The organism is Aetokthonos hydrillicola CCALA 1050 (assembly GCF_017591665.1).
Classification (GTDB): Bacteria; Cyanobacteriota; Cyanobacteriia; order Cyanobacteriales; family Nostocaceae; genus Aetokthonos; species Aetokthonos hydrillicola.
Window position 1 is genome coordinate 1 of record NZ_JAAKGC010000092.1, and the last position, 26,275, is coordinate 26,275.

Sequence of the window (26,275 nt, forward strand, 5' to 3'; positions counted from 1 at the left end):
CATCAGCCTTGTCATCCTTGAGAATAGTGAGGATATCAGGAATGTATTTTGCCCCTGCTGTGCCGAAGTTGCTTAATGCAGAAGCCGCATAGCCGCGAAGGTTGGCATCAGCCTTGTCATCCTTGAGAATAGTGAGGATATCAGGAATGTATTTTGCCCCTGCTGTGCCGAAGTTGCTTAATGCAGAAGCCGCATAGCCGCGAAGGTTGGCATCAGCCTTGTCATCCTTGAGGACTTTAGCAGACTTTTGAGCAATATCCTCTAGTTTCTTCCCCAAGGCTTTCAAATTTTGCAAATCATATTCTGCTAATTGCTTGAAAGCATATTCCTTTACCCTAGAATGACCATCACCAAGGGCTGCTGCTATACCCTCAAGCTGCCAGGGTTGAGGTTTTGGCTTAGAGTCTTCTTTCGCATTCACCCCAGAGAGGGAGAAAAAAAGAATTAATAGTAATGTACAAAGGAAAAGGAAAAAAGGCGAAAGCTTATTTCTTCCATAGTAAGAAAAGGACATGCTTTGAGGATACAACGCATACTGTTGAGGCAACGCGGCGACGAGTTGTTGTCTCCATTGGCGTGAAAGCATACCCAGAGATATCGTAGGATAGTTTTCAGTGTAGCAATGTGTTTGCCTTTATCCAAGAATCTTCAGCCAATAAGGTAAATATGCTTATTAACACTTTTATGGAAGATAGCCACTGAGATTTTGGTTTTAAATTAGCGGTTTTCAATCTCCTGCACTATCTTTGATAGAATTCTAGAAAAGATAAGAAAATGCTTTGGCAGTAAATCTTAGGTGAAATATGGCACAAAGAACGAGATTAGGAGATGTACTCAGACCCTTAAATGCTGAGTATGGTAAAGTAGCACCAGGTTGGGGTACTACCCCTCTCATGGCTTTTTTTATGACATTGTTTTTCGTGTTTTTGCTGATTATTCTGCAACTGTACAATAGATCGCTGTTGGTTGAAGGTGTACCTGTAGATTGGCGTCATCTAGGCGGTTAAGGAAACCAATGTGGCTACATTTTAAGCTCGGATAAAGGTTGTGTTATTTTGTCCGGCTTTTATGTAGCGCTGTTTTATACCCGGCTTTACCGGGTTTTTTTGTTGGTTGAAGCGTGCTTGTACTTCATTTGGTTTTTGAGCGGGAGCATTCTAAATGTACCGTTCACTTGTAAGCCCTCATCCCCTAACCCCTTCTCCCATGCTTGGGAGAAGGGGAACTAGAACTAAAACCATTTCTCCCCTCTCCCAACTTTGGGAGAGGGGCTGGGGGTGAGGGCTCAAATGGTAACAACCAACCCCTTAATCACTAAATGTACCGTTCACTTGTAAGCCCTCATCCCCTAACCCCTTCTCCCAAGCATGGGAGAAGGGGAACTAGAACTAAAACCATTTCTCCCCTCTCCCAACTTTGGGAGAGGAGCTGGGGGTGAGGGCTCAAATGAAGCTACTATTTAAAGTAGGTCAAAACCTTGTAAAATAAGGGTTCTTTCTTTTGTCTTATTGTACTACATATATAGTGGAATAGTAGTTTTTGATCTTAATAGGAGGAAAAAAATGAATATATTTGGTATCGGTTTACCAGAAATGGCTGTCATTATGATAGTGGCACTATTAATCTTTGGCCCCAAAAAGCTGCCAGAGATTGGTCGTAGTATGGGGAAGGCGATTCGTGGTTTTCAAGAAGCGTCTAAGGATTTTCAAAACGAATTTCAAAAAGAAGCAGCTCAGTTGGAAGAAGCTGTGAAAACCAGTGCTGAACTAGAACCTAAGCAAATTGAGGCTGTCAAGCCAAACACTGATACGGTTAATTCTTAAGAGAAACGATAATCAAGTGACGGAAACTGTTGCCAAGAAAGCTTTGATAATTCCCCAGCTAATTGTCGGGTTGGGGAACCCAGAGCCTAAATACGATCAGACACGCCACAATATTGGCTTTGCTGCTGTAGACTCTATATCACGGCAGTGGAAAATTCCCCTAGCGGAAAGTCGTAAGTTTCACGGGGAATACGGTGAGGGAATAACGAGTGGCGGAGCAAAAATTCGTTTGCTGAAGCCGCTTACTTATATGAATCTCTCAGGACAAGCAATACAAGCTGTCACGAGTTGGTATAAGTTACCGCCTGAATCGGTGCTGGTGATTTATGATGACATGGATCTACCGTTGGGTAAAACTCGCCTGCGGATGTCTGGTTCTGCTGGGGGACACAATGGTATGAAAAGCGCGATCACACACCTTGGTTCCCAAGATTTCCCTCGTCTGCGAATTGGTATTGGTAGACCAAAAGGTTCAGCTGCTAGGGATGAGTCCGGGAGTACAGTCTCTTATGTTTTAGGAAGATTTTCTGCTACTGAAAGTCAGCTAATGTCTCTTGTACTGCAGTTTGTGGCTGAGTGTATAGAATTATCTATTAAACAGGGAGTGGAAAAAGCTATGAATATTTGTAACAGCCGCACCCTGGAAATTCCTGAGTCTTAACTTTTTCACCTACGGAATATGAGAACTAGGAGTTGTAGTCTACTATATGCTTATGCAGGCAAGATGTAAGCAGACTAAATTCTTCTCTATCTTTCGTGACTCGAGAGTAATCAGCAATGCTAGCAGAGATTGACCCGGGAACTTTAATTAACTATCGCTATCAAGTTCAGGAAGTTCTTGGACAAGGAGGCTTCGGGCGAACCTACCTAGCAGCTGACACTCAGCGTTTCGGAGATAATTGTGTCCTCAAAGAGTTTGTACCTACCAATCGAGCACAACAACAACTGGAAAAATCCCAGGAGCTATTTGAGCGAGAAGCCAGGGTATTATACCAAATTAATCATCCCCAAATTCCTAAATTTTTAGCTTGGTTCACCGATCAAGGACGGGTGTTTATAGTACAAGAGTATATTGATGGGAAAACTTACTCTCAACTTTTGCTGGAGCGCCTTTCTCAGGGACACCCGTCCTTTTCTGAAGCTGAAGTGATCCAGTGGTTAGGCGATCTCCTACCTGTTTTGGAATATCTACATGAGATTAAAATCCTTCATCGGGATATTTCGTTAGATAATGTTATGTTTTCTAACTCTCAATCCAAACCTGTACTGATCGATTTTGGATTGGTTAAGGAGAAAGTATCCCGGATTTGGTATGTTGATTATAAAGATTCAGCACAACATGCTCTCGGAACAGTTTTGGGAAGAATAGGCTATGCCTCGCCAGAGCAGATTCGTATGGGGCAATCATATCCTTCTAGTGACCTCTATGCACTAGGTGTTTGCGCCATTGTTTTGTTAACTGGTAAAATGCCAGACTTGTTAATGGATCAGTCTTTAGAGTGGCAATGGCAATCATACGTCAATATCAGTGACTCTCTAGCTCAGATATTGAACAAAATGCTTGCAGAAAAACCTAAACAGCGTTACCAGTCAGCGAAAGAAATTCTCTGTGATCTCCAGCCACTTATTTTACCTAGCGAAACTGACGTAAACCAGCCGCTGAAAAAATTACATATTAGTATTGATCAAGCCGATAAAGATCGCCAAGTTGCTGAGATTCTAGAGTCAGACGACTTTAAAATACTAGAGCAGCAGGCAAAAAATTTTAGAACAAGCGCTAAAACAACAACTGAATCTTATTTGACAGCAGAGACACATCAGCCTCAAGCTTCCTATGAAGAATCAATTAACAGTCCATCTGCTGAGCCAGAGATCAGAACTTCAAAACCTTCGCCGAAAACCTTTGTACCTTGTGTTCCTCTCACTCCAGAGTTTCTAGAACATTGTCGGCAGCAATTAGTTCGTAGCGCTGGACCATTTGCTAATATTCTTTTTGACGAGATCCTAGCCAAAAACCCAGAAATTACACCTGAGCAACTAATTGAAACATTGGCAGCAGAAATTCCTAATGCTCAGCGTGCCCAAGAATTTAAAAACCGGGTCAAAACCTCACTTTCAGAACCGACACAAGTCCCTTTTTTTCAAGAACAGAACGCTTCACAATCAGCAATAGATGACATCACTGAGTTGTACCGGGCAACCGGGCGCCTAACTTACGTCCAAACAGGTAAGCAGATTGAATTGCCAAAACATCTTTCCGTTATTCACATTGGCAAACCAAATAACCGCTTTACTCCAGATATTGATGTTTCATCATTTGACTATTCAAAAATAGTCTCACGAATTCATGCCAATATCTACGTTGAAACAGATGGTTTCTATATTGAAGACTTGAAGAGTGCTAATGGAACTTTCCTGAACACTTCGCGCCTCTCTCCAGGAATTCGATATCGCTTAAGCTCAGGCGATCTCATAGGTTTAGGTAGTGAGACTTTGGTAACATTCCTTTTTCAAATTTTTTAGGCTTATTCTTTTGTTAAAAATAGTTAAATCAACCCAGCCTAGCACTAACCTTAATTCAAGGGTATTGAAATATATTGAGGATAGTTAAGATAAAGACTCAATCATTGCTCAAAAGATCTATTGGCAATGATTTTTTTCATAACTGAAATTGGATAATTATATAACTTTTTTTGTGTCTGAAGTTATCACTTTTTCTGCCACTATCTCATCAAGTCTAATTGTATAGTATTTAGTAAAGGTATCACAAATTTAATAATCCAAATTTTCCCATCATTAAGTTTTTGCTTAATGTAACATAACATCCTAAATCACTAAAAGGACAAGACTTTGAGGTGTTGGGTTACCCCGCCGGAAGTCGCCATAGGCGTCTACGTTCCTCAACCCAACCTACATTTGTATCAATCATTTTTTGAATTGGTATTAATTCCTCGATACAAAACTATGGTTAGCTCTTTTTATCAATGCGTAATTTCTATGGATTTTCAAGAAGTTATAAGATTTACTGATGCTTCTGTGTTTGCTAAGATGGGCAAACATTTAAATGACCTTCAAATAGTTCTAATTCAAGCAGCTTGGTCTACGTGTCATCTAAGCTATGAAGAAATTGCACAGCAAAATGGTTACTCGGGAAATTACCTCAAGCAAGATGCTGGACCAAAGTTATGGCAAATGCTATCAGAAGTATTTGGGGAAAAGATTAGAAAAAACAATTTTCGGTCAGCTATAGAACGCCATGCTAATCTAGCTTCTCAAATATCCTTACAAACAGATATCGTAACAGGCTCTGAAGACACAAAAGTACTTTATGGATCTGATCGCTCCAGATCATCTTCATCGGATCTGGTAAATCCTTCAGTTCTCACAGACACAAATGATGGTGTAGAAATCATTCACCATGCGCAAATTTGTGACAGCCATAAACATCAAAACTGGGGTGAGGCTCCTGATGTTTCAATATTCTGTGGGCGTAGGAATGAACTCACTCAACTGGAGGAATGGATTATAACAGAACGCTGCCGCCTAGTGGGAATTGTGGGCATGGGGGGAATTGGCAAAACTCATCTCTCTGTCAAGTTAGCTGAACGAATTCAAGGGCGATTTGATTATGTCATTTGGCGATCGCTGCATAATGCCCCATCTCTTCAAGAGATTCTTACCAGTTTACTCCAATTCATTGCCAATACTGAGGAAAACGACTTACCAGCAACCATAGATGATAAAATTTCATACCTGATTGATTGTTTACGAAAGTACCGATGTTTATTAGTCCTGGATAATGCTGAGACAATTCTGCAGGATGGAGAATGTGCTGGAAAATACAAACAAAATTATGAGGATTATGGCGACTTCTTTAAGCGTTTGGGAGGATGTCGCCATAATAGCTGCTTAATATTAACCAGTCGACAAAAACCCAAAGAAATTGCCGTAATGCAAGGTGATACCCTACCAGTTCGTTGCCTCAAATTACGAGGTTTAAGCGCATCAGCCGGACAGACACTGCTTCAACTAAAGGGTTGCTACTGGAAGTCAGAGGATGAATGTAGAGTCCTTATAGAACAATATTCAGGCAATCCACTAGCATTAAATATAGTAGCCGCTGCAATTCAAGAATTATTCGAGGGTAGTATAGCAGAATTTCTTAAATATAAGACTTTAGTTTTTCATGAAATTCGCGCTCTTTTAGAGCAGCAGATTAGCCGATTACCAGATTTAGGAAACACAATTTTGTACTGGCTGGCAATTAATCGTGAACCAGTCTCCCTTGCTGAATTACAATCGGATATTTATCCCAATGTTTCAGGACAAACATTACTAGAAACTTTGAAATCTTTAATCCAGCACTCATTAATTGAACAAAAAGCAAACCGGTTCTTATTACAGCCATTGCTAATGGAATATATAACCAATCTCTTAATTGAGCGGGTTTGTCAAGAAATAGAGACAGGCGAACTGAATTTGCTTAACAACTATGCTTTGCTGAAAGCTCAGGCTAAAGAATATATTAGAAAAACTCAAATTACCTTTATCATTCAACCTCTTATAGACAGGCTGATTACTGTTTTTAAAACTAAAGTTAATTTGGATATTCAACTTAGACAAATTATTTCAAAACTACAAGTAGAATCACCCGATGAACCTAGCTATGCTGCTGGAAATATCCTCAATCTTCTTTGCCAACTGCAAACAAACTTAAGTGGCTATGATTTTTCTCAATTAAAAATTTGGCAAGCCTATCTACAAGATGTCAATTTACATAATGTAAATTTCACTGGCGCTGATTTTGATAAGTCTGTGTTTGCTCAGTATATGGCAAAGATTTTGTCAGTAGCATTTAGTCCTGATGGTCAAATATTGGCAACAGGTGACGCTAATGGTGAAATTCGTTTGTGGCAATTGGACGATAGCAAACTCCTTCTGGTTTGTAAAGGACACACAGATTGGGTACAATCTGTCGCCTTCAGCCCTGATGGTTGTACGCTGAGTAGTGGCAGTAGTGACCAGACGATGAAGTTGTGGGATGTGAAAGACGGTAGGTGTCTCAAAACATTCTTAGGACACAATGAGCGAGTTCGTACTGTGGCTTTCAATCCAGATGGGACTATTTTGTGCAGTGGTGGTAGCGACTCAACAGTGAGGTTTTGGGATGTTAAAAGCGGTGAATGTCTAACGATTTTGTCAGGGCACACCAGTTACATTTGGTCCGTTGCCTTTACTCCAAATGGGATGATGCTTGCTAGTGGTAGCGAAGATCGGACGGTAAAACTCTGGGATGTCCAAACAGGTGAATGCTTGAAAACTTTAACAGGTCATACTCATTGGGTTCGTACCGTAGCTTTTAGTCCTGACGGGAAAACACTAGCTAGTGGTGGTGGTGACGGAACAGTAAAACTTTGGGATGTTCGTGACGGTACTAAAGTGAAAGTTCTCGAGGGACACAACCAACGGTTACGAGCCTTGGCATTTAGTCCAGATGGCAGTACACTAGCTAGTGGCAGTGGCGACCACACCGTGAAATTGTGGGATGTATCAGAGGGTAAGTGCATGAAAACTCTCCACGGACATAGTGGTCGCTTAACGTCGCTTGCTTTTAATCCAGATGGAACAATTCTGGCTAGCGGTGGTGAAGATCAAGCAGTGCGGTGCTGGGACGTATCAGAAGGTAAGTGCCTGAAAACTTGGCAGGGTTATGCTAGTGGGATACGGGCAGTTGCTTTTAGTCCAAAGGGAACAATTTTAGCCAGTGGGAATGAAGACTCGACGGTAAAGCTTTGGGATGCTCGTACTAATCAACAACTCAAAATGATAACTTCCAGCGCAGGAAGTGCCATCACCTTGCAAGGTCATACTGGTTGGGTTTCCTCGGTTGCTTTCAGTCCAGATGGAACCATGCTAGCTAGTGCAAGTAGTGACCAAACTCTAAAATTATGGGATGTTTTGCAGGGTAAGTGTCTCAAAACTTTGCTAGGACATACTCGTTGGATCAGCTCAGTTGCTTTCAGTCCAGATGAAACAACTTTAGCTAGTTGTAGTGGTGATAGTACCTTACGGTTATGGAATATTCTTACTGGCAAATGTATAAAAATTTGTCAAGGACACAGTGGTTGGCTCTGGTCGATTGCATTCAGTCCTGATGGTCTCACTGTAGCTAGTGCTAGTGAAGACAAGACATTGAAATTATGGGATGTTTCGACTGGTGAATGCTTGAAGACTTTTGAGGGACATAGTAGTTGGGTTCAGTGTGTCGTATTTAGTCCTGATGGCAAGACATTAGCTAGCGCTAGTTGTGACCAGAGTGTGAGACTTTGGGATGTTAGTACTGGTAAATGCTTGAAAACTTTTTGGGGACACATAAGCTGGGTTCAGTGTTTAGCATTTAGTCCTGATGGGAAAACATTGGCTAGTGGTAGTTGCGACCAAACTGTGAGGCTGTGGGATGTCAGTACTACAAAATGCTGGCAAACTTTATTGGCGTATACTAATTGGGTATGGTCAGTTGCTTTTAGTCCAGACGGAAAAGTTTTAGCTAGCAGTAGTCAAGACGGAACGATAAAGCTTTGGGATGTTAACCAAGGTGAATGCTTAGAAACTTTAAGAAGTAAAAGACCTTATGAAGGTATGCGCCTTAATCAAGCTAGAGGTTTAACTGAAGCTGAGCTAGCCACCTTGAAAGGTTTAGGTGCACTGAAAGGGGAGAGCATTTTGTAATTTCAGTAAGTCAGCGTATATACACTTAATTTTTCTCCCGAACTTACTTAGGCGGGTAAGATTTCTTTTTTATAATTCAAAAATTTTCAAAAGATAAGGGCTAATGTATTCATTGCAAATTCTCGATAGTTCGACAGCCGCAGCTTATGAGAGCATGACATTTCCTCTGTTTCGCTCTCACCTGCAAGTCCTCGAGCCACAAGGACTGACAGTAGCAATTGGGGCTGCTGATTTGGGGCAACCGATTGGGTTAGCCCTAGCTGAGATCCAATCAGATCATCACTCTGCTAAAGTGCTATCTTTATACGTCAGTCCCGAACGCCGCAACGCCGGAATCGGAAGAGCCCTCCTCACTCGTTTAGAGCAAGTGTTGTCTCAAAGAGGTTGTACGAATGTTTCTATAGTCTATATGACGGGTAAGCCGACAACGTCTGCTCTAGAACACCTGCTCCAAAAATGCCACTGGTCAACGCCAACACCACGAATGCTCATCTGTAAGAGCGATAACCGTGCTTTAGACGCCCCTTGGCTGAAAATATATGAACATCTACCGCCCTCATTTGCCATTTTTCCCTGGTGCGAATTAACCAATGACGAACGAATCGCCATCGAAAAACAGCAAGAGACAAATCCTTGGATTCCAAACGAGTTAGTTCCTTTTCCGCACGAAGAAGGTATGGAACCTCTGACCAGTTTTGGGTTGCGTTACCAAGGACAAGTGGTAGGATGGCTAATTACCCATCGGATTTACCCAGACACCATCCGCTATACTTGCGATTGGGTCAGAGAAGATCTCCAGAAAACCGGCTGCTTACTTGCTCTCCATGCTAAAGCGCACAAGCGTCAAGCGATCGCAAAAATTCCGAAGGCCATTTGGACTGTACCTTTGCAGCATTCAAACATGGTACGCTTTGAAGAATATGAGAAAGACTATTTAACTTCTATCGAGCAAACTAACGGATCATTTAAAATTTTGAATGCTTCTTCGGACATTTAAAGTTCTTCCTTTACTATGTATCAAGAAAGGCAGAGGGCAGAAGGCAGAAGGGAATACTGGCTCCAGATCTGGTGCCCGTGACTGAAAGGAACAAGGGTCTAAAACCCGATCGTCTACTTAGCTATCAGCCAGCGATTTAAATCGCTGGCTGACTATTAGGATGCTTCCAAATAGTAAAAATTCAAGTTTGCAATTAAGGAACTAGAAAATAACCTGAATTTTTACCAAGAAACTTCTGAACTTTTATGAACTTTCCTATATGGCATTTCATCATTTTCCGAATTAAATTTGAAGAAGAAAAACACCAGCGTTGTAAGAGATTTAATAAATCTTAGCTGGTATCACTCAACTCACAACCACAGGAGATAAAAATTATGACTCAAACAGGAGTAAATCCATCTAATAGCGAACAACAATTCCTCGACGAGCAACTCCAAGCTCGACTGGCGATTGAGTCGCTAATAATTTCCAAAGCTTGGGTAGATGAAAATTTCAAGCAAGAAGTACTCAGCAATCCTAAAGCAGTAATTGCACGGGAATTAAATACTCAAATTCCTGACGGGGTTGAAGTTAAAGTACTTGAAGAAACCCCAACGACCTATTATTTATCCCTTCCGATGAAGCCCTCTGTCAGCGCTGAAGGAGAACTTTCTGATCAGGAACTAGAAGCTGTTGCGGGTGGAAGTATCAAAGGGTCGATAGTCAATACTGTTATCTCAGGAGTCTCAGGGTGTATATCCAAAGGATGCTAATACCTTTCCTTTTTGATATCTAACCACCGGCCAATGGCGGTGCTAGTGGTCAACAGGAGTAACTTTGTTGAGTGTAAGCGTCGCCCTAAAAGGTTTGCCAGTTCTTTTACTTGGGGAGACCCTTCTGAGCGACTGGCTCACCGCCTCTAGAGCTTTCTGCGTCGGTTCCCATTTGGCAAAGTTAACTTGCCTGACTACTAGCGGTTAGAGAGAGTCTAATCTATGAAGCTGGCTCTCTCGCTTTTTCCAATTTTTAGCCTAATCATCTCACCTCAAAAGGAGATTTCACTGTGACCAAAGCAGAAGCAACTTCAATTTAATGGATAATGTTGAAGCATTTTTCAACAGAACTAAAACCGCTATATACCACCAATTTTAAGAGTTTAAATTTCCCTCTCATAACCAGATAATTTATTTTTTATATCTACTTAAAAATGAAATTATATCAGAAAGATTTAGCTCAAATAGTCGGGAAGGCGAGTATCATAGCCGAACGCCTAAAATCTAATGTATTGATTAATGAAGATCTTATAAATAACTCAAGTGTTAACTCCCGACTTGAGCGCTGGTGTCGGGTTGCAGCTAAAGGAAATGCCCAAAAATTTGAGAAGCGTCTCGCTTGGGATGGTCTAGATGTAAACACAGTCCGTCGTGTTCTCGACACACCAAGCTGGGTTAAAGATGCACCTCAGCCAGCTTGGGCGGAAACCCTTGCAGCTATAATGGGGAGTATGGGTTCAGTAGAAATCGTTGAGAAAAGCAATTTGAACCAGTATCGCTTTATCGATCCTGAAGAGCCAACACCTTTTGAAACTGTTTTTATCCCATTTGTTGAGGTTGCTAGAAAGCAACTCATTGCTCAAGCAAAGGGCAAATATCAGTTACTAGAGCAACAAGTTCAAGTAGTTCTAGAACGCGACCTTGTACAAAAACTTGCTAGCATAGGTGGACAAACTCTGCAAGCAGAATTTGTCACTTTTCGTAACTTTAGACGCTCCAGTCTCGTTTCCTCAGTGGTGCAGTCGGGTGGTAGTCCTGCTAGAGAACTGTACCAGCAGTTTATTGAACACCTACTGAGCGATAATCTATTGTCCTTTTTCCAGAAATACAGTGTATTGGCGCGGCTATTGGCAACAGTTACCAATTTGTGGGTTGAGGCGATTAGCGAGTTTCTTCAGCGCTTGGCAAAAGATTGGTGGGAAATTCAACAAACTTTTCAGGTTGAAGGTGAATTGGGACAAATAGTAAAACTAGATCTGAATATTGCTGATGCTCATAATCGTGGGCGTTGTGTGATTATTATCGAATTCAGCTGTGGTCTAAAGCTCGTTTATAAACCCAGAACGTTAGGATTGGAGAAGGCTTATTTTCAACTACTTTCTTGGTTCAACGAGCAAGGAACAGCTCTGCCTTTCAAGGTGCTTACAGTAATTGACTGCTCTAGTTATGGCTGGGTTGAGTATGTGGCGCAATTACCCTGTGAGAACGATTTAGCCATCAAGCGATACTATCAGAGAGCAGGAGCTTTGCTGTGCCTGCTTTATGCATTAAAAGGCAAAGATTGCCACTATGAAAACCTGATTGCTAGCGGTGAGCATCCCGTCCTGATCGATTTAGAAACCCTGCTACAAGCAGAAATTAGAGAACTGGAAGATCAGGGTGATTATGGAGAGTTACAAACCTTAGTCAATCAGGTACTTGATAATTCCGTACTCAGTACGGGTTTATTGCCAAACTGGGAATTGAGTCCCGATGGGCACACCCTCTTTGATGTCAGCGGATTAGGGGGAGTTGGCGAACAGCAAATGCCTTATCAAATCCTAACCTGGCATAATGTTAACACTGACCACATGGCGTTAGGCCAGCAGTACGGCAAGTTAGCGCACCAAGCTAATTTACCCACCCTTGACGGTGTTATCTGCTTGCCGAATGGCTATACAGAGGAAATCGTCGATGGCTTTCGCCAGATGTATCAGTTCCTGCTTGATCGCCAAGCAGCCATCCTAGCACCTGATGGGCCCTTAGCTTCTCTAGCTCGTCAGAAAGTGCGCCTTCTGTTTCGTAACACTAGGCTCTATGGAGTTGTACTAAAAAATGCCCTCGCTCCCCAGTTTCTTCAAAATGGTGCAGACTTCAGTATCGAATTGGATATACTTAGCAGAGCGTTTCTCGTCTGTGACGAAAAACCTTACTGCTGGCAACTGCTCAGACGAGAAGAGGAGGCATTGGCGCAATTAGATATGCCGTACTTGAGTGCCTATTCAGACAGCAATGCACTGATAATTTCTTCAGAGGAAACCATTGCCGGAGCGTTACGAGAACCTAGCTACGACTCGGTTATTGCTCGCCTACAGCGACTTAGCTCTGAAGACTTGGCACAGCAAACTTCTATTATCAGGGGTTCTCTGTATGCGCTAGTCGCCACCGACCTAGACAATTCCTCTATGTCTGAGAATAAGCTTCCTAAGCTTGGTGACTTTACTCCTTTAAGCCGAGAGGCGATGTTGCAACAGGCACTTTTAATCGCTGCCGATCTTAAGGAAAAGGCAATTTACACGGCTGATGGCATGACCCGTTGGACTGGCTTAGAGTATATGCCAAAAACGGGACGACTACAATTACAATTGATAGACTTCGGCCTAGAAGGCGGGTGCGGGATTGCTTTATTCTTGGCTGCGCTAGAAAGGGTTACGGGAGGAGCCGGTTACCGTGACTTGGCTTTGTCTGCTCTCAAGTTGCTCCGCAGAATCTTGAACAATTTTAAAGCTTACCAACTACTGAAAATGTCCGTCGATCTGGGAGCTACGGGTGGTTTTGGCTCAATACTTTACGCGCTGGTCAAGGTCAGTCAATTTTTAGATGAGCCAGCACTCTTAAAAGATGCTAGACAACTCGCCTTCTTACTAACTCCCACTGATATTATTGGCGATCGCGACTTAGATATTAGTACAGGAACCGCAGGGGCGCTGCTGGGATTATTAGCGTTGTACCAAGCAACGGGGGATTCCTCTACGCTAGAAATGGCGGTTACCTGCGGTCAGCATTTGCTCGCTCGTCGCTCTATAAGCGAAACGGGTTATAAAACATGGAAAGCGATGGGATTAGAAAAACCACTAACAGGATTTTCCCATGGGGCAGCAGGTATTTCCTATGCTTTGCTGCGATTGTACGGCGTCACTTCTGATCTAGCTTATTTAGAAGCTGCCAAAGAAGCGATCGCCTACGAAACCAGCGTCTTTTCACAAGAGGCGAAAAATTGGCCGGATTTTCGACCCTTCGTCCTGAAGGACAAACAACCCACCTTTATGACCAGTTGGTGTCACGGAGCATCGGGAATTGGTCTAGCTCGTTTAGGAAGCTTGAAATACCTTGATACTCCCGAAATTCGGCGAGACATCGACATTGCCCTACAGGCGACCCTGAAATTTCCTTGGCAGGGAGTCGATCATCTCTGTTGCGGGAATTTTGGTCGCGTTGACGTGTTGCTGGAGGCATCTCAACGACTTTCCCGACCAGATTTACTCGAAACAGTGCCTCAGCACATTGCTTGGGTGGTAGATAGAGCCAAACAAACGGGCGGTTTTCATTTATTCCACGGGGTTACGCAAGGAGTTTACCATCCAGGATTCTTTCGAGGAGTCGCTGGCATCGGTTACGAACTGTTGCGCTTAGCGGAACCAGACTTATTGCCCTCAGCATTGTTGTGGGAATGAACTGGGGAGATTTTATTAACTAAAACTTATACTAGCATGGAAACCTTAAGCTTTATTGATATTCTAGGCTCTAGAGCTTTTAACGAACCGGACCGATTAGCTTTCGTCTTTATGCAAGACGGGGAAATAGCAACTGATTGTTTAACTTATCAAAGCTTAGATCGTCGAGCAAGGGCGATCGCCGCTCAACTACAATCCTTGGGTATGGAGGGCAAAAGAGCCTTACTACTCTATTCTCCTGGGCTAGAGTTCGTTAGTGCTTTTTTTGGGTGTTTGTATGCTGGAGTTGTAGCTGTTCCCGCATATCCACCTCGACGCGATCACTCTTTAGATCGTTTGCTCAGTATTATCACTAATTGTCAAACTAAATTTGTATTAACCACTACTTCAAATTTCGCTGAACTAGAACGACGATTTTCCGCCAATCAAGAACTAAAAGCACTTTTCTGGTTGGATACAGATACAATTCCGTCTGAATTCGAACAGGAATGGCAAAAACCCGCTATAACTAACGACACCTTAGCATTTCTCCAGTATACCTCTGGCTCTACTTCCATGCCGAAAGGAGTTATGGTGACTCATGGCAATTTGCTTCACAATTCCGAGCAAATCTATCGATGCTTCGAGCATACTCCTGATAGCCAAGGGGTCGTCTGGTTGCCTCCCTACCATGATATGGGACTGATTGGCGGAATATTGCAACCCGTTTACGTAGGATTCCCCGTCACTCTCATGTCTCCCTTAGCATTTTTACAAAAGCCAATTCGCTGGCTGGAAGTAATCTCTCAACTCAAAGCGACTACCAGCGGTGGTCCCAATTTTGCTTACGAATTGTGTATTAACAAAATAACGCCAGAACAATGTGTAAATCTGGACTTAAGTAGTTGGGAGGTCGCTTTCAATGGTGCTGAACCAATTCGAGCAGAAACTCTGGAACGATTTGCCGAAGCCTTTGCTCCCTACGGTTTTCGGCGCAAAGCTTTTTATCCCTGTTATGGAATGGCGGAAGCAACTCTCATTGTTTCTGGTGGTTTGAAAACGGCTTTGCCCATCATCTCTCAGATCGATAGAAAAGCTATCGCGCAAAACCAAGTGGTTTGTAGTGAGTCAGAAAATAGCAAAACTTTTGTCAGTCTCGGTAAGGCTTGGCTTGACCAAAAGATTATCATTGTCGATCCAGAAACATTAACTCAATGTTCGTCCGGTCGGGTAGGAGAAATTTGGGTTTCTGGTTCCAGTATTGCACTAGGATATTGGAATCAGCCTGAAGCAAGCCAACAAACTTTTCAAGCTTATCTAGCTGATACCCAGGCAGGACCTTTCTTACGTACTGGGGACTTGGGATTTTTCCAGGATGGCGAACTGTTTATTACCGGTCGCCTCAAGGATTTAATTATTATCCGGGGGCACAATTATTACCCACAAGATATTGAACTGACTGTAGAACAAAGCCACCCTGCTCTTCGTATTGGTGGTGGTGCAGCCTTTGCAGTAGAAATCGATGGGGTGGAACGGCTGGTGATCGCCCAAGAAGTAGAGCGGCATTATCTGCGCCAGTTAGACGTTAACGACGTGGTTGGCGCTATCCGTCAAGCCATCTCAGAGAAACATGAGCTACAAGTTCATGCAGTTGTGCTACTGAAAACAGCGACTATACTCAAGACTTCCAGTGGCAAGATCCAACGTCATTTATGTCGCACTGCTTTTTTAGAAGATTCATTAGAGGTTGTAGGCGAATGGCAAGAACCGCTTTCAATCGAGATAGATTCACAAGAGTTGCAAGCATCAGCAAAATTTCTTGAGCAACAGTTCTCGGTTGCTGAACCTGCGTCAACGATGGCAGAACAGATCCAATCTTGGCTGGTTTTTCGCTTGTCAAAGGAGTTAAAAATTTCTTCACAGGAGATAGACATACAGGAAGCCTTCGCGTACTACGGTCTGGATTCTTCGGCAGCGATCGCCATTACGGGCGAATTAATAGACTGGCTGGGGTGCGAAGTTGAACCCACACTATTTTGGGAATATCCGAACATTGAGGAACTTGCTTGCTATCTCGCTGAATTGCTGAGTAAGTCATCCTCATCTGTACAAATGTGCTTTCAACAGTGAACAGTTATCAAGTTCACTAATTAAAGGAGGAAGTTCATATGCAACCTGTTGCGAGTCAAAACCAAAAACTCACGAACTTGGACAAGCCTGAGAAATCAAAGCTTAAATTTAATCCTTTTCTACCGGAGTTTCTCGCCGATCCTTATCCGATCTATGCTCGCCTTCGTACCGAAGACCCCGTTCACATCAGTCCTTTAGGTATATGGATCATTAGTCGTTATACTGATGTGGTTCAAGCCTTGCACGATCCGCGCCTGAGTTCTGCACAATCCCAGATTTCCCGCTATTCCAGACAACAAGCAACTCCCTCTCCCGTGGTTTCCCTTAGTAGCAAGTGTTTATTCTTCCGGGATCCGCCCGACCATACCAGATTACGAAGGCTCGTGAGCAAAGCATTTAACGCCCGTGTCATCGAGGAGATGCGATCGCACATTGTTAATTTCGTCAACGAGCTACTTGATCGGGTTGAGGGTGCTGGAACTATGGATATTATTGCCGATTTTTGCCGTCCCTTGCCAGTAAAGACAATTTCTGAGTTACTGGGGATACCAGAGGTAGACCGCAGTCAGCTTAAACAATGGTCCCATTGGTTAGCGCATATCTTCGACCCGATGAAAGCGTCAAACCTGGGTGAAGAAATAGATCAAGCGGTGTTAGCGTTTCGCGATTATTTAATTGATCTGATTGCTGAGCGCCGCCAGCATCCCCAGAAAGATCTGATTAGCGCTCTCATCCAAGCCAGAGACGAGCAAGATAAGCTAACTGAGGACGAGTTATTGGTAACTTGTATGCTGCTATTTGCTAGTGGCGAGGAAACCACGGTAAATTTGATTGGCAATAGTATGTTATCTTTGCTGCGCCATCCCGATCAGCTCGAAAACCTGAAAGAAAATCCATCGCTAATTCAAAGTGCGGTTGAAGAACTGCTGCGATACGAAAGTCCCTTACAAATATGTGGTAGAACAGCGGTTTCAAATCTGGAAATCGGTGGCAAAACAATCCGCAAAGATGTGCCCGTGTTTCTGCTGCTAGGATCAGCCAATCGGGATCCAGCGCAGTTTCCAGAGCCTGATCGCCTTGATCTCGCTCGTCCCAACAACCGTCACCTTGCCTTCGGTGATGGTATTCACTATTGTTTGGGATCAAGTTTGGCACGCATCCAAGGTCAAATTGCTATTAATACTCTGATTCAACGCTTACCCACCCTCCAACTCCAGACAGACAAACTAGAATGGCAAGGCAATATTTTTTTACGGGGTTTGCAGGCTCTCCCAGTGACGTTTACCAAAAGAGGATAAGCATTTATGAATAGGGAAGCGATCGCAATTATCGGCATAGGATGTCGTTTTCCAGGAGCTAAGGATAAGGAAGCTTTCTGGCAGTTGTTACGCGATGGTGTGGATGCTATTACTGAAGTCCCAAGTGATCGGTGGGATGCAGATTCATTTTACGACCCCGATCCTACCGCGCCGAACAAAATGAATACCCGTTGGGGGGGATTTTTACGTGATATTGACCGCTTCGATCCGGAATTTTTCAAAATTTCCCCGCGAGAAGCTGTTAGCCTCGATCCCCAGCAACGGCTGTTGTTAGAAGTGACTTGGGAAGCCCTAGAAGATGCCGGACAAATGCCGGAGCGTTTGGCAGGAACGCAAACAGGGGTATTTATGGGCATCAATAGCTTTGACTACTATGCCCTGCTGATGGAGAATCCCGCTAACGTTGACGCTCATGCAGGGACGGGTAACACGAATTGTATTGCAGCTAACCGCATCTCTTACTTACTAAATCTTACTGGCCCGAGCTTCGGGGTGGATACAGCTTGCTCTTCTTCTCTTGTAGCCGTTCACCTTGCGTGTCAAAGCCTGTGGAGTGGAGAATCTACCATGGCGATCGTAGGAGGAGTGCGAGTGATGTTATCCCCGTGGATTACCGTGAGCTTTTCTCAAGCGGGATTCATGGCTCCTGACGGTCGTTGCAAAGCTTTTGATAGTAGAGCTAATGGTTATGTTCGCAGTGAGGGAGCGGGGATTGTCATATTGAAACCTCTCTCTCAAGCCTTAAGCGATCGCGACCCTATTTATGCGGTCATCCGAGGGAGTGCCGTTAATCAAGATGGGCGCAGTAATGGACTAACAGCCCCCAATCCCCATGCTCAGGAGGCTGTATTGCGGTTAGCCTACCGTCAAGCTGGTGTTTCCCCTGGTCAAGTGCAATACATTGAAGCTCATGGGACAGGTACAAAGCTCGGCGATCCAATCGAAATCAAGGCATTGGGGAAAATACTTGCAGAGGATCGCCCTCCTGGACAATATTGCACCGTCGGTTCGGTGAAGACGAATATCGGACATGCCGAAACAGCCGCAGGGATTGCAGGATTGATAAAAGTAGCACTGTCTCTCCAACATCGCCAGATCCCGCCAAGCCTCCATTTTCAGGAACCAAATCCTTACATTCCTTTTGATAAGCTGCCACTACGAGTCCAGCAAAACCTCGCACCTTGGCCGGAAGGGGAAAGCCCGCCCCTAGCGGGGGTTAGTTCCTTTAGCTTTGGTGGCACAAATGCCCATGTGGTATTAGAAGGCACACGCCAGCAGGATAATCATAAAAAGGCTCTAGAGCAGGGAGAAGTGACCAGGGGCGAAAAAACACCCTCTGTTCATTTACTGACTCTTTCCGCGAGAAGTGAAATCGCGCTGCAAGATTTAGTTAAATCTTATGAAAAATACTTTACTATTAATCCTGAAAAAAATATAGAAGATATTTGTTTTACTGCCAATACAGGGCGATCTCATTTTGCTCATCGCCTAGCAATCACTACTCCATCAACTGCACAGTTGTACGAGCAGCTAAAGGCTTTTCCTGCTCAGCAGTCGGGTGTATTGAGCGGGCAGATACAGAGCAAAAAACCCCCGAAAATCGCTTTTCTGTTCACGGGACAGGGTTGCCATTACCCGGATATGGGGCGGGAGCTTTACAACACCCAACCGATTTTTCGCCAAGCGCTAGAGGAATGCGATCGCTTGTTGCATCCTCATCTAGAACAATCGCTCCTTTCGATTCTGTATCCGGAATCAGACCACCAGGCACTGTTGTTAAATAGACCAGCTTATCTTCAGCCTGCCTTATTTGCCTTGGAATATGCTCTTGCGCAATTATGGCAATCATGGGGGATTATGCCTGCTGTAGTAATGGGTCATAGCTTGGGAGAATACCCCGCTGCTTGTATAGCAGGTGCATTTAGCCTGGAAGAAGGACTGGAACTCATTGCCCACCGAGGACGCTTGATGGAAAAGCTTTCCGAGAAAGGACAAATGGCAGTCGTCTTTGCTACTTATGAGCGTGTAGCAGAGGTGGTTGCACCATACCAGAGCCAAGTTACCATTGCCGCTATCAATGGGTCGGAAAATACAGTCATTTCTGGAGAAGAACAAGCGATCAGCAATGTGCTGCATCAGCTAGAATCAGACAAGTTGACAGCCCAGTTACTGAAAGTTTCACAGCCTTTTCACTCTCATCTCATAGAGCCAATTCTTGACGAATTTACAGAAATTGCCCAACGAATACAATATCGTCCACCTCGGATACCGTTCATTTCCACGCTCACAGGGAAAAAACTACAACCGCAACAGTGTTTAGATGCCCAATACTGGCGGCGACAAACCAGAGAACCTGTACAATTTGGTGCTGGCATTCAAACTCTGGTTCAGGAAGGCTACGATTGCTTTTTAGAAATCGGTCCCCATCCCATCCTTATCGGGATGGGAAAACGCTGCTTCAGTGAAAACACGAGTACTTGGCTGTTTTCTTTAAAAAAAGGTCACAACGATTCGCAAGCAATTTTGAGCAGTCTCAGCCATCTCTACCTCAAAGGCTTAGAGATAGATTGGACTGAATTTTATCGGAACTACCAAGGTCAAAAATTACATTTACCAACCTATCCCTTTCAGCGCCAACGCTATTGGATCAATCTGCCTAAACCTATGAATATAAAAGAATCAAACACACAACTGTGCACAATTGACTCAAAGACAGCAATCACTTCAACCTTACAAGCTATTATGGCTAGTGCGATGCAAACAGAGCCAGAACGAGTCAGCGTTCATAGCACTTTTCTAGAATTTGGTGCCGACTCGATTGTTCTGATTGATGCTGTACGTAGAATTCAAGATACCTTTGCCATTCAAGTATCAATAGCTCAGTTGTTTGAGGAATTGCCTACCATTGATAGTTTGGCTACTTATATTAACCAAAATTTATCAGCAGACTTTTCCTTGTCTTTTGCTACCGATACTAAACTGCAGGCTCCGTCTACTGACTCCATTGCCTCTAGCAAACCACAGGAGAGCGATCGCGCACTGCTGCTAGACAGGATTCAGTCTCAGCAGGAGGGTGGCATTTATTTAGAGAAAATTATCGCACAACAGTTAGATTTAATATCGCAACAATTAGAACTGTTGCGTAATAATATGGTGCCGGAGAGATCTGTAAGTCGCCTTTCCATAGGCGAAACTAAGCCAGAAAGTAGAGAAAATTTAAATTTATTACATAATCTACCGTTAATACAGTCGAATGGCTCCACAACAGCTGCATCCGTCGCAACCCAGTCTAATAGAAATGGCAGCACCAAAGAATTTAAATCTAATCGTGCTCTAAGGAAGGATAGCGGTGATAGTTTAAACCCTAGTCAGCAAAAGTATCTGCAAATGTTCATCACACGCTATATTCAGCGCACACAAAAATCGAAACAACGAGCACAAGTCTACCGTCCCGTTCTAGCTGACAGAAGATCTGCCATTGGTTTTTGGCATCTGATCAAGGAGATGATCTATCCAATTGTAGGAGAGAAATCTCAAGGCGCAAAATTGTGGGATGTCGATGGCAATGAGTATGTAGACTTGACAATGGGGTTTGGGGTTCATCTTTTCGGTCACAAAGCTCCTTTTATTACAACAGCCCTGGAGGAGCAAATCCAGCAAGGGATGCAAATTGGTCCGCAATCTCAACTAGCAGGTGAGGTAGCAGAGTTAATTGCAGAAATGACCAATATGGAGCGAGTCGTCTTCTGTAATTCCGGTACAGAGGCAGTCATGACAGCAGTGCGCCTAGCTCGTGCAGCCACAGGTCGCGATAAAATAGCGATCTTTGCAGGCTCTTATCATGGTCACTTTGATGGCACCTTGGTTATGCCCCAAGGTGTTAATGGCAAGCCGTACGCTGTACCTTTGGTTCCGGGGGTGCCGCAAAAGATTGCTGATGATATTTTGGTTCTTACCTATGACGATCCTAAATCTTTAGAGATCATCAAAGCTCATGCTGACGAGCTAGCTGCGGTTTTAGTTGAACCTGTACAGAGTCGTCGTCCCGATTTACAACCTAAACAATTTCTCCAACAATTGCGACAACTCACCAAAGAAACGCAAGTTACGCTGATCTTCGATGAAGTCCTCACAGGTTTTCGCGTTCATCCTGGTGGTTGTCAAGCTTTGTTTGATGTAAAAGCAGACTTGGCTGTCTATGGTAAAGTAGTTGGCGGCGGGTTGCCAATTGGGGTAGTAGCTGGCTCAGCTTACTATATGGATAGAATTGATGGCGGAATGTGGATGTATGGAGACGATTCTTATCCTGAAGTGCCAATGACATTTTTTGCAGGTACTTTTTCTAAGAATCCTCTCACAATGGCAGCAGCGAGGGCTGTACTCAAGCATATGAAAATGCAGGGAGGTAAACTACAGCAACAGTTGAATCAGCAGACTGAAAAGTTAGCAGCAACTCTCAATGCTTACTTCCAGCAAGAAGGTGTACCCATAAAGGTATTACATTTTGCTTCTTTCTTTCGCTTTACGTACGCAGGTAACGTTAATGAGTTCTATTTGCCTATCGAGTTTGAACTGCTGTTTTATCATCTTATAGAAAAGGGAGTATATATCTGGGAAGGTCGTACCTGTTTTCTTTCTGTTGCCCATACAGAGGAAGATATTGAGCGCGTGATTAGCGCGGTTAAAGATAGCGTTCTATCCTTGAGTGGTGTGTTCGTGTAACCCCCACGCATTCCTCAAATACTCTGTTTAATTTTTCATTTATTTTTTCACAGCCTTATTTAAGGGAGTTCTGAGATGAATGATTCAATACAATTTAGCGTTGGCTTAGTTATTGTTTGCTTACTAGTGCTAATCTTATTGTGGTTACCTGATGTACTGAAGCGTCATGAACTCTAGGTTAAGAAGCAAGCTGCAATTTTGAATTATAGCAATCCTATTTGATATTTGAAATATACGTAGGGTGGGTTAGGACGAAGTCTGTAACCCACCATTGCAAGGTTTCGGTGCCGTACTCTCGGAGCTAAAACACCCTACAAGCAATACTGAAATTTTTTCAAAAATTAAATGGTAATCCTATAACAATACTGCTCGGTTAAGGAAAATTGTAGGTTGGGTAGAGCGCATAAGCGTTACCCAACAAATGCCGATAAATGTTGGGTTTCGTTCCTCAACCCAACCTACATTAAATTTAAGTTTTTAGCTTAACCGAGCAGTATTGGGCTGGGACTGTTCCCAACTATAAAAAGCTGGAGAGGGAAAGTAGTTATTTCTACTGCGAAAGCTAGTACTTCAAAGGAAGTTCTGCAAGTTCTGCGTCAGCTAGCCACCGCGTCTAAAAACGGTGTTGATGGAACGGCAGAAGCCCACACTCACTGCTTGCAGGAGTGTGGGTAGTTCACTTGCAATCTGTAGTTCACAGCAGTCACCGAACTACTTTGATTAAGCGAGAAACAGTGATATCAATCAGTCTATCTTGTGAAGATGGACTATGAACTCCACGTGTTTGTCCAGACGAACACAAATCTTCTTTCGTAGGCACGAATTGCCAGTCATTAGGAGAACAACCAACATAAAAATGTCTAATCATTTGAACTCGTGCTGCAGCCACAAATTCTCCTACCTTGTTGTAGGTTATCGGACCGCTGGCAATCAGGTATTGAGCAGAGGTAGGTGAAGGCGGATCATCCTTAACTCCCGCATGTCCGAATTCTTTAATTACCTGTTGTGGATTTGATGGATCGCCAGAGTTAAATGTCACCTTGTTATTTGTGAAAATAGCTTCTGGGAAAATCGGAGGATCATTTTGATGAAGTGGCCACATTGGACCAGCACCAACGTGAGGTACATACTTACTCCCACCGTCAAGATAGGATGCAGGCAAAAAATATTGAGGGCCAATAAAAAAAGTGACTGAATCTCCTGGTTTAATAACTAATGGATTTGGAGGAGAAGAACTGCCACTGTAATAAGCTCCAAGACTAGGACCCAGTAGCGGTCTATCTTCTCTAGGCATAATGTTCAAGGCTTCGTAAACATCAATATCTAAGCATTTCTCATTTGAATTAGCAGGACAAGCAACTGTTGTTTGAGCTATAGCCATTGAGGTTTTCATTTGCCCCCAAGAATCCCAACTCACAATTACTACTGTCACACCGACAATGGCAAAGCAAGCAATAATCAATGTTGTCATAAATGCGAAAAGCTTTTTCATAATTCAAATTCCAAATTTTCTACAAGTTGACAAGCAAGATCTCTGTTTTGGATCGATTCTGAACACACTATTACAAAGTGCTACTAACGCTTCACGTGTCGCTTTTACCTTTCCGCAATCATTCATGAAAATTTAGCTATCTTTGTGAATGTTAATACTGCTGTTCTTGAACACAGACTGGTTCATGGGATTGTAAAATTTGAAAACTTAAAGTTTGATCAATCTAACTGTCGTGCTACCAATCGAGCAAATAACCCTCCTTCTTTGACCAGTTCTGCATAGGAACCCACCTCGACCAAGCGACCTGCTTCAATCACATAAATGCGATCTGCATTACGGATTGTACTAAGGCGGTGAGCAATAACTATTCTGGTGGCATTCAACTTATCTAGGCTTTCTGTGACGATCGCTTGCGTGCGGTTATCAAGAGCGCTGGTTGCCTCATCCATCAGAATAATTTTCGGCTTCAACAAGATCGAACGAGCAATGAGAAGCCTCTGCCTTTGCCCGCCAGAAAGATTAGTACCACCCTCACTAATAACAGTGTGCATTCCCATAGGCATTTGCTCTATATCTTCAGCAAACCCTGCCATTCGGGCTGCTTGCCAAGCCTCATCCATCGTTACCAATGCCCCGCATGTGAGGTTATCAAACATAGAACCTGAGTTAATACGACCGTTTTGCAGCACCACCCCTAACTGACGCCGTACAGCCTGGATATCTAGCCCCGCCACATCTTGTCCATCGTAATACACAGTTCCACTCAATGGAGTCTCAAATCCTAGTAATAACCGAAACACTGTTGATTTCCCGCTACCTGAAGGACCAACAATCGCGACAAATTCTCCTGGCTCTGCATAGATACTGACATCATCTAAGATCAACGGCCCATCTTCACGATAGCGGAAGGTGATATGTTCTAGGGCTATTTTCCCTGTTAAACGACCTGGATCGGCTTTGGTTAAGTCAGATTCTGACGTTCCTTGCACAATCGGCTTGGCTCTTTCCCACAAAGGTACAATCCCCAAAATGTCTGTCAAAGTATTGCTCAAATCAGTTACACCAGAAAGAAAAGTCCCAAATGCCGCATTAAATGCCAGAAATGTACCCATGTTTAGACCAACAATGCCTCCTTGAGCCTGAGACATCTGAATAAACATTATGGCAAACCAAAATAGCAACACCGAACTTACCAAGGGCAGCGCCTCGTTAAACACAGAAACACTGTCATGAATTCGTTTGACACTAGCCTTAAGTTTGGTTCGCTTGCTATACTTTTTCGCCCATGCTGCAAATGCTCGCTCTTCTGCGGCTGCAACCCTGAGCTTTGAGACTCCGTTGATTAGTTCGACGGTCAGCCCGTTAATTTCACCATCGACTGCTTCCTGCTGTCGGTCTTTGCGGATTAGCAACATGCTAGAAGTTACTGTAACAAAAACTGCTACCACAGTTAAACCTATTCCCACTAGCGTCAGCTGCAGGCTGTAAACAAACATCAACCCTAAGTTCAATAGGGAAAAGACGCTACTTAAAAGGGTACGCTGTGTAGCACCACTGAGTTTGCTACGAATATGAGTGACCGCCAACAGACGAGTCAACAAATCTCCAGAAGAATATTTACGAAAAAATCCAGGCTTAAGAGTGAGCAGTCGATCCCAAATGGCTGGTTGTAAAGCAGCATCAGCAGCCGTTTCAACCCGCAGGGTCAGAATTCCCTGGCTCACCTGAAACACGGCTTGTCCCACAGCAGCAGCAAACAATGCCAGCCCAATTTGTAACACTTGAAGGCGATCGCTATCAGGAATTGCATCGTTCACTAAAATCGCCGTAGCCTGGGGCGTGATCATCCCCAGTACTGTTCCTAGCATCCCCAGCAGAATCATACCCACAAGATCTTTTTCATGTCCCCTAATCCCATACTGGAAGAGAGCTAAGGAACCGCGAACTAAGGTCGGCAACGGTCGATAGAACATCTGGGCTTCTGGTGATAACCTCTGTGCCACCGCCTTAGTCACTAGTGTCCGGGTTCGCTGTACTGGGTCAAACAAAATATAACGATTGTCTTTGTCTGGCAATAATGCGACTGGGCTTTTGTCTAACTCAGTATAGGCTAATAAAGGACCATGTTCTTTTCGCCACCAATTTCCTAATAGCAGGACACGACGAGTCCGAAATTGTGAAGCCCGTGCGATCGCATCCAATGGATCGATAATGCGACTCAAGTCTTCTGATTGTGCAGGAGGACGAATCTGCATACCCATTGCTCGACCCACAGCCCCAGCCGCGACAAGCAGCGGCGTTCCTTCTTGAAAAAAAATAGCTTGATTGGGCTGCAAAACTGTAGTTAACTCTCCTAATGCCGTCTGTGTTACTTGACGGTTTAGTTGCTGCCGTTCCTGAAAAAGGCGAAAATCATTCTCTTTTTTCTTTTTAATTAATAAATTTAAATAGGAGAAGAAATAAGTGTGTAACCTAGCTAAATTAATCAGTATCGCCTGAGTATGTTCCAGTTCTGCAGTAGGGACGATTTGCACTTCAAGCAAGTCCTCTGCCTCAAACCTCGTGCCAGAAGTTGAGAGAAAACTAAAAGACATAGCTTCCAGCGTCAGATCCACATTC

Annotated in this window: 13 protein-coding genes and 1 pseudogene; 11 read left to right on the forward strand and 3 right to left on the reverse strand. The window is 43.6% G+C overall.

Annotated features, from left to right (window positions below; all coding sequences use genetic code 11):
• A pseudogene (locus tag G4P69_RS29465) lies at positions 1-586 on the reverse strand (HEAT repeat domain-containing protein); the annotation flags it as partial.
• Between the two features lie 217 nt (positions 587-803).
• Here G4P69_RS29465 and psbH point away from each other — a divergent pair.
• From psbH to G4P69_RS29520, 11 genes are all read left to right on the forward strand, one after another.
• Positions 804-1,007 (forward strand): photosystem II reaction center phosphoprotein PsbH, encoded by a 204-nt coding sequence (gene psbH / locus G4P69_RS29470; RefSeq protein WP_208339011.1) that lies wholly within the window; start codon positions 804-806, stop codon positions 1,005-1,007.
• Positions 1,008-1,562: 555 nt separating this feature from the next.
• Positions 1,563-1,823, forward strand: coding sequence for a TatA/E family twin arginine-targeting protein translocase (locus G4P69_RS29475; RefSeq protein WP_208339012.1), 261 nt, complete (start codon positions 1,563-1,565; stop codon positions 1,821-1,823).
• A gap of 16 nt (positions 1,824-1,839) precedes the next feature.
• Positions 1,840-2,484 (forward strand): aminoacyl-tRNA hydrolase, encoded by a 645-nt coding sequence (gene pth / locus G4P69_RS29480; RefSeq protein WP_208353036.1) that lies wholly within the window; start codon positions 1,840-1,842, stop codon positions 2,482-2,484.
• Between the two features lie 116 nt (positions 2,485-2,600).
• A complete protein-coding gene (locus tag G4P69_RS29485) occupies positions 2,601-4,346 on the forward strand; it encodes a protein kinase domain-containing protein (RefSeq protein ID WP_208339014.1) in 1,746 nt (581 codons plus the stop codon).
• A gap of 474 nt (positions 4,347-4,820) precedes the next feature.
• Complete coding sequence (locus G4P69_RS29490) at positions 4,821-8,552, forward strand: WD40 repeat domain-containing protein (RefSeq protein ID WP_208339015.1); 3,732 nt, start codon at positions 4,821-4,823, stop codon at positions 8,550-8,552.
• 103 nt (positions 8,553-8,655) lie between these two features.
• Entirely contained in the window at positions 8,656-9,549 is an 894-nt protein-coding gene (locus tag G4P69_RS29495) for a GNAT family N-acetyltransferase (protein WP_208339016.1), read from the forward strand.
• Between the two features lie 374 nt (positions 9,550-9,923).
• Complete coding sequence (locus G4P69_RS29500) at positions 9,924-10,301, forward strand: NHLP leader peptide family RiPP precursor (protein WP_208339017.1); 378 nt, start codon at positions 9,924-9,926, stop codon at positions 10,299-10,301.
• 434 nt (positions 10,302-10,735) lie between these two features.
• Positions 10,736-14,014, forward strand: a complete 3,279-nt coding sequence (locus G4P69_RS29505) for a type 2 lanthipeptide synthetase LanM family protein (RefSeq protein ID WP_208339018.1) — start codon at positions 10,736-10,738, stop codon at positions 14,012-14,014.
• 36 nt (positions 14,015-14,050) lie between these two features.
• Positions 14,051-16,123 (forward strand): AMP-binding protein, encoded by a 2,073-nt coding sequence (locus G4P69_RS29510; protein WP_208339019.1) that lies wholly within the window; start codon positions 14,051-14,053, stop codon positions 16,121-16,123.
• A 38-nt stretch (positions 16,124-16,161) separates the two neighbouring features.
• Positions 16,162-17,421 (forward strand): cytochrome P450, encoded by a 1,260-nt coding sequence (locus tag G4P69_RS29515; protein ID WP_208339020.1) that lies wholly within the window; start codon positions 16,162-16,164, stop codon positions 17,419-17,421.
• A 6-nt stretch (positions 17,422-17,427) separates the two neighbouring features.
• Positions 17,428-22,164 carry a type I polyketide synthase gene (locus tag G4P69_RS29520; protein WP_208353039.1) on the forward strand — a complete coding sequence of 1,579 codons (4,737 nt, stop codon included), beginning with the start codon at positions 17,428-17,430 and terminating at the stop codon, positions 22,162-22,164.
• A 703-nt stretch (positions 22,165-22,867) separates the two neighbouring features.
• Here the strand turns inward: G4P69_RS29520 and G4P69_RS29525 are convergent.
• Complete coding sequence (locus G4P69_RS29525) at positions 22,868-23,656, reverse strand: hypothetical protein (protein ID WP_208339022.1); 789 nt, start codon at positions 23,654-23,656, stop codon at positions 22,868-22,870.
• 218 nt (positions 23,657-23,874) lie between these two features.
• Positions 23,875-26,275 (reverse strand): NHLP bacteriocin export ABC transporter permease/ATPase subunit (locus G4P69_RS29530; protein ID WP_208353042.1); only part of this gene is annotated, 2,401 nt, incomplete at its 5' end.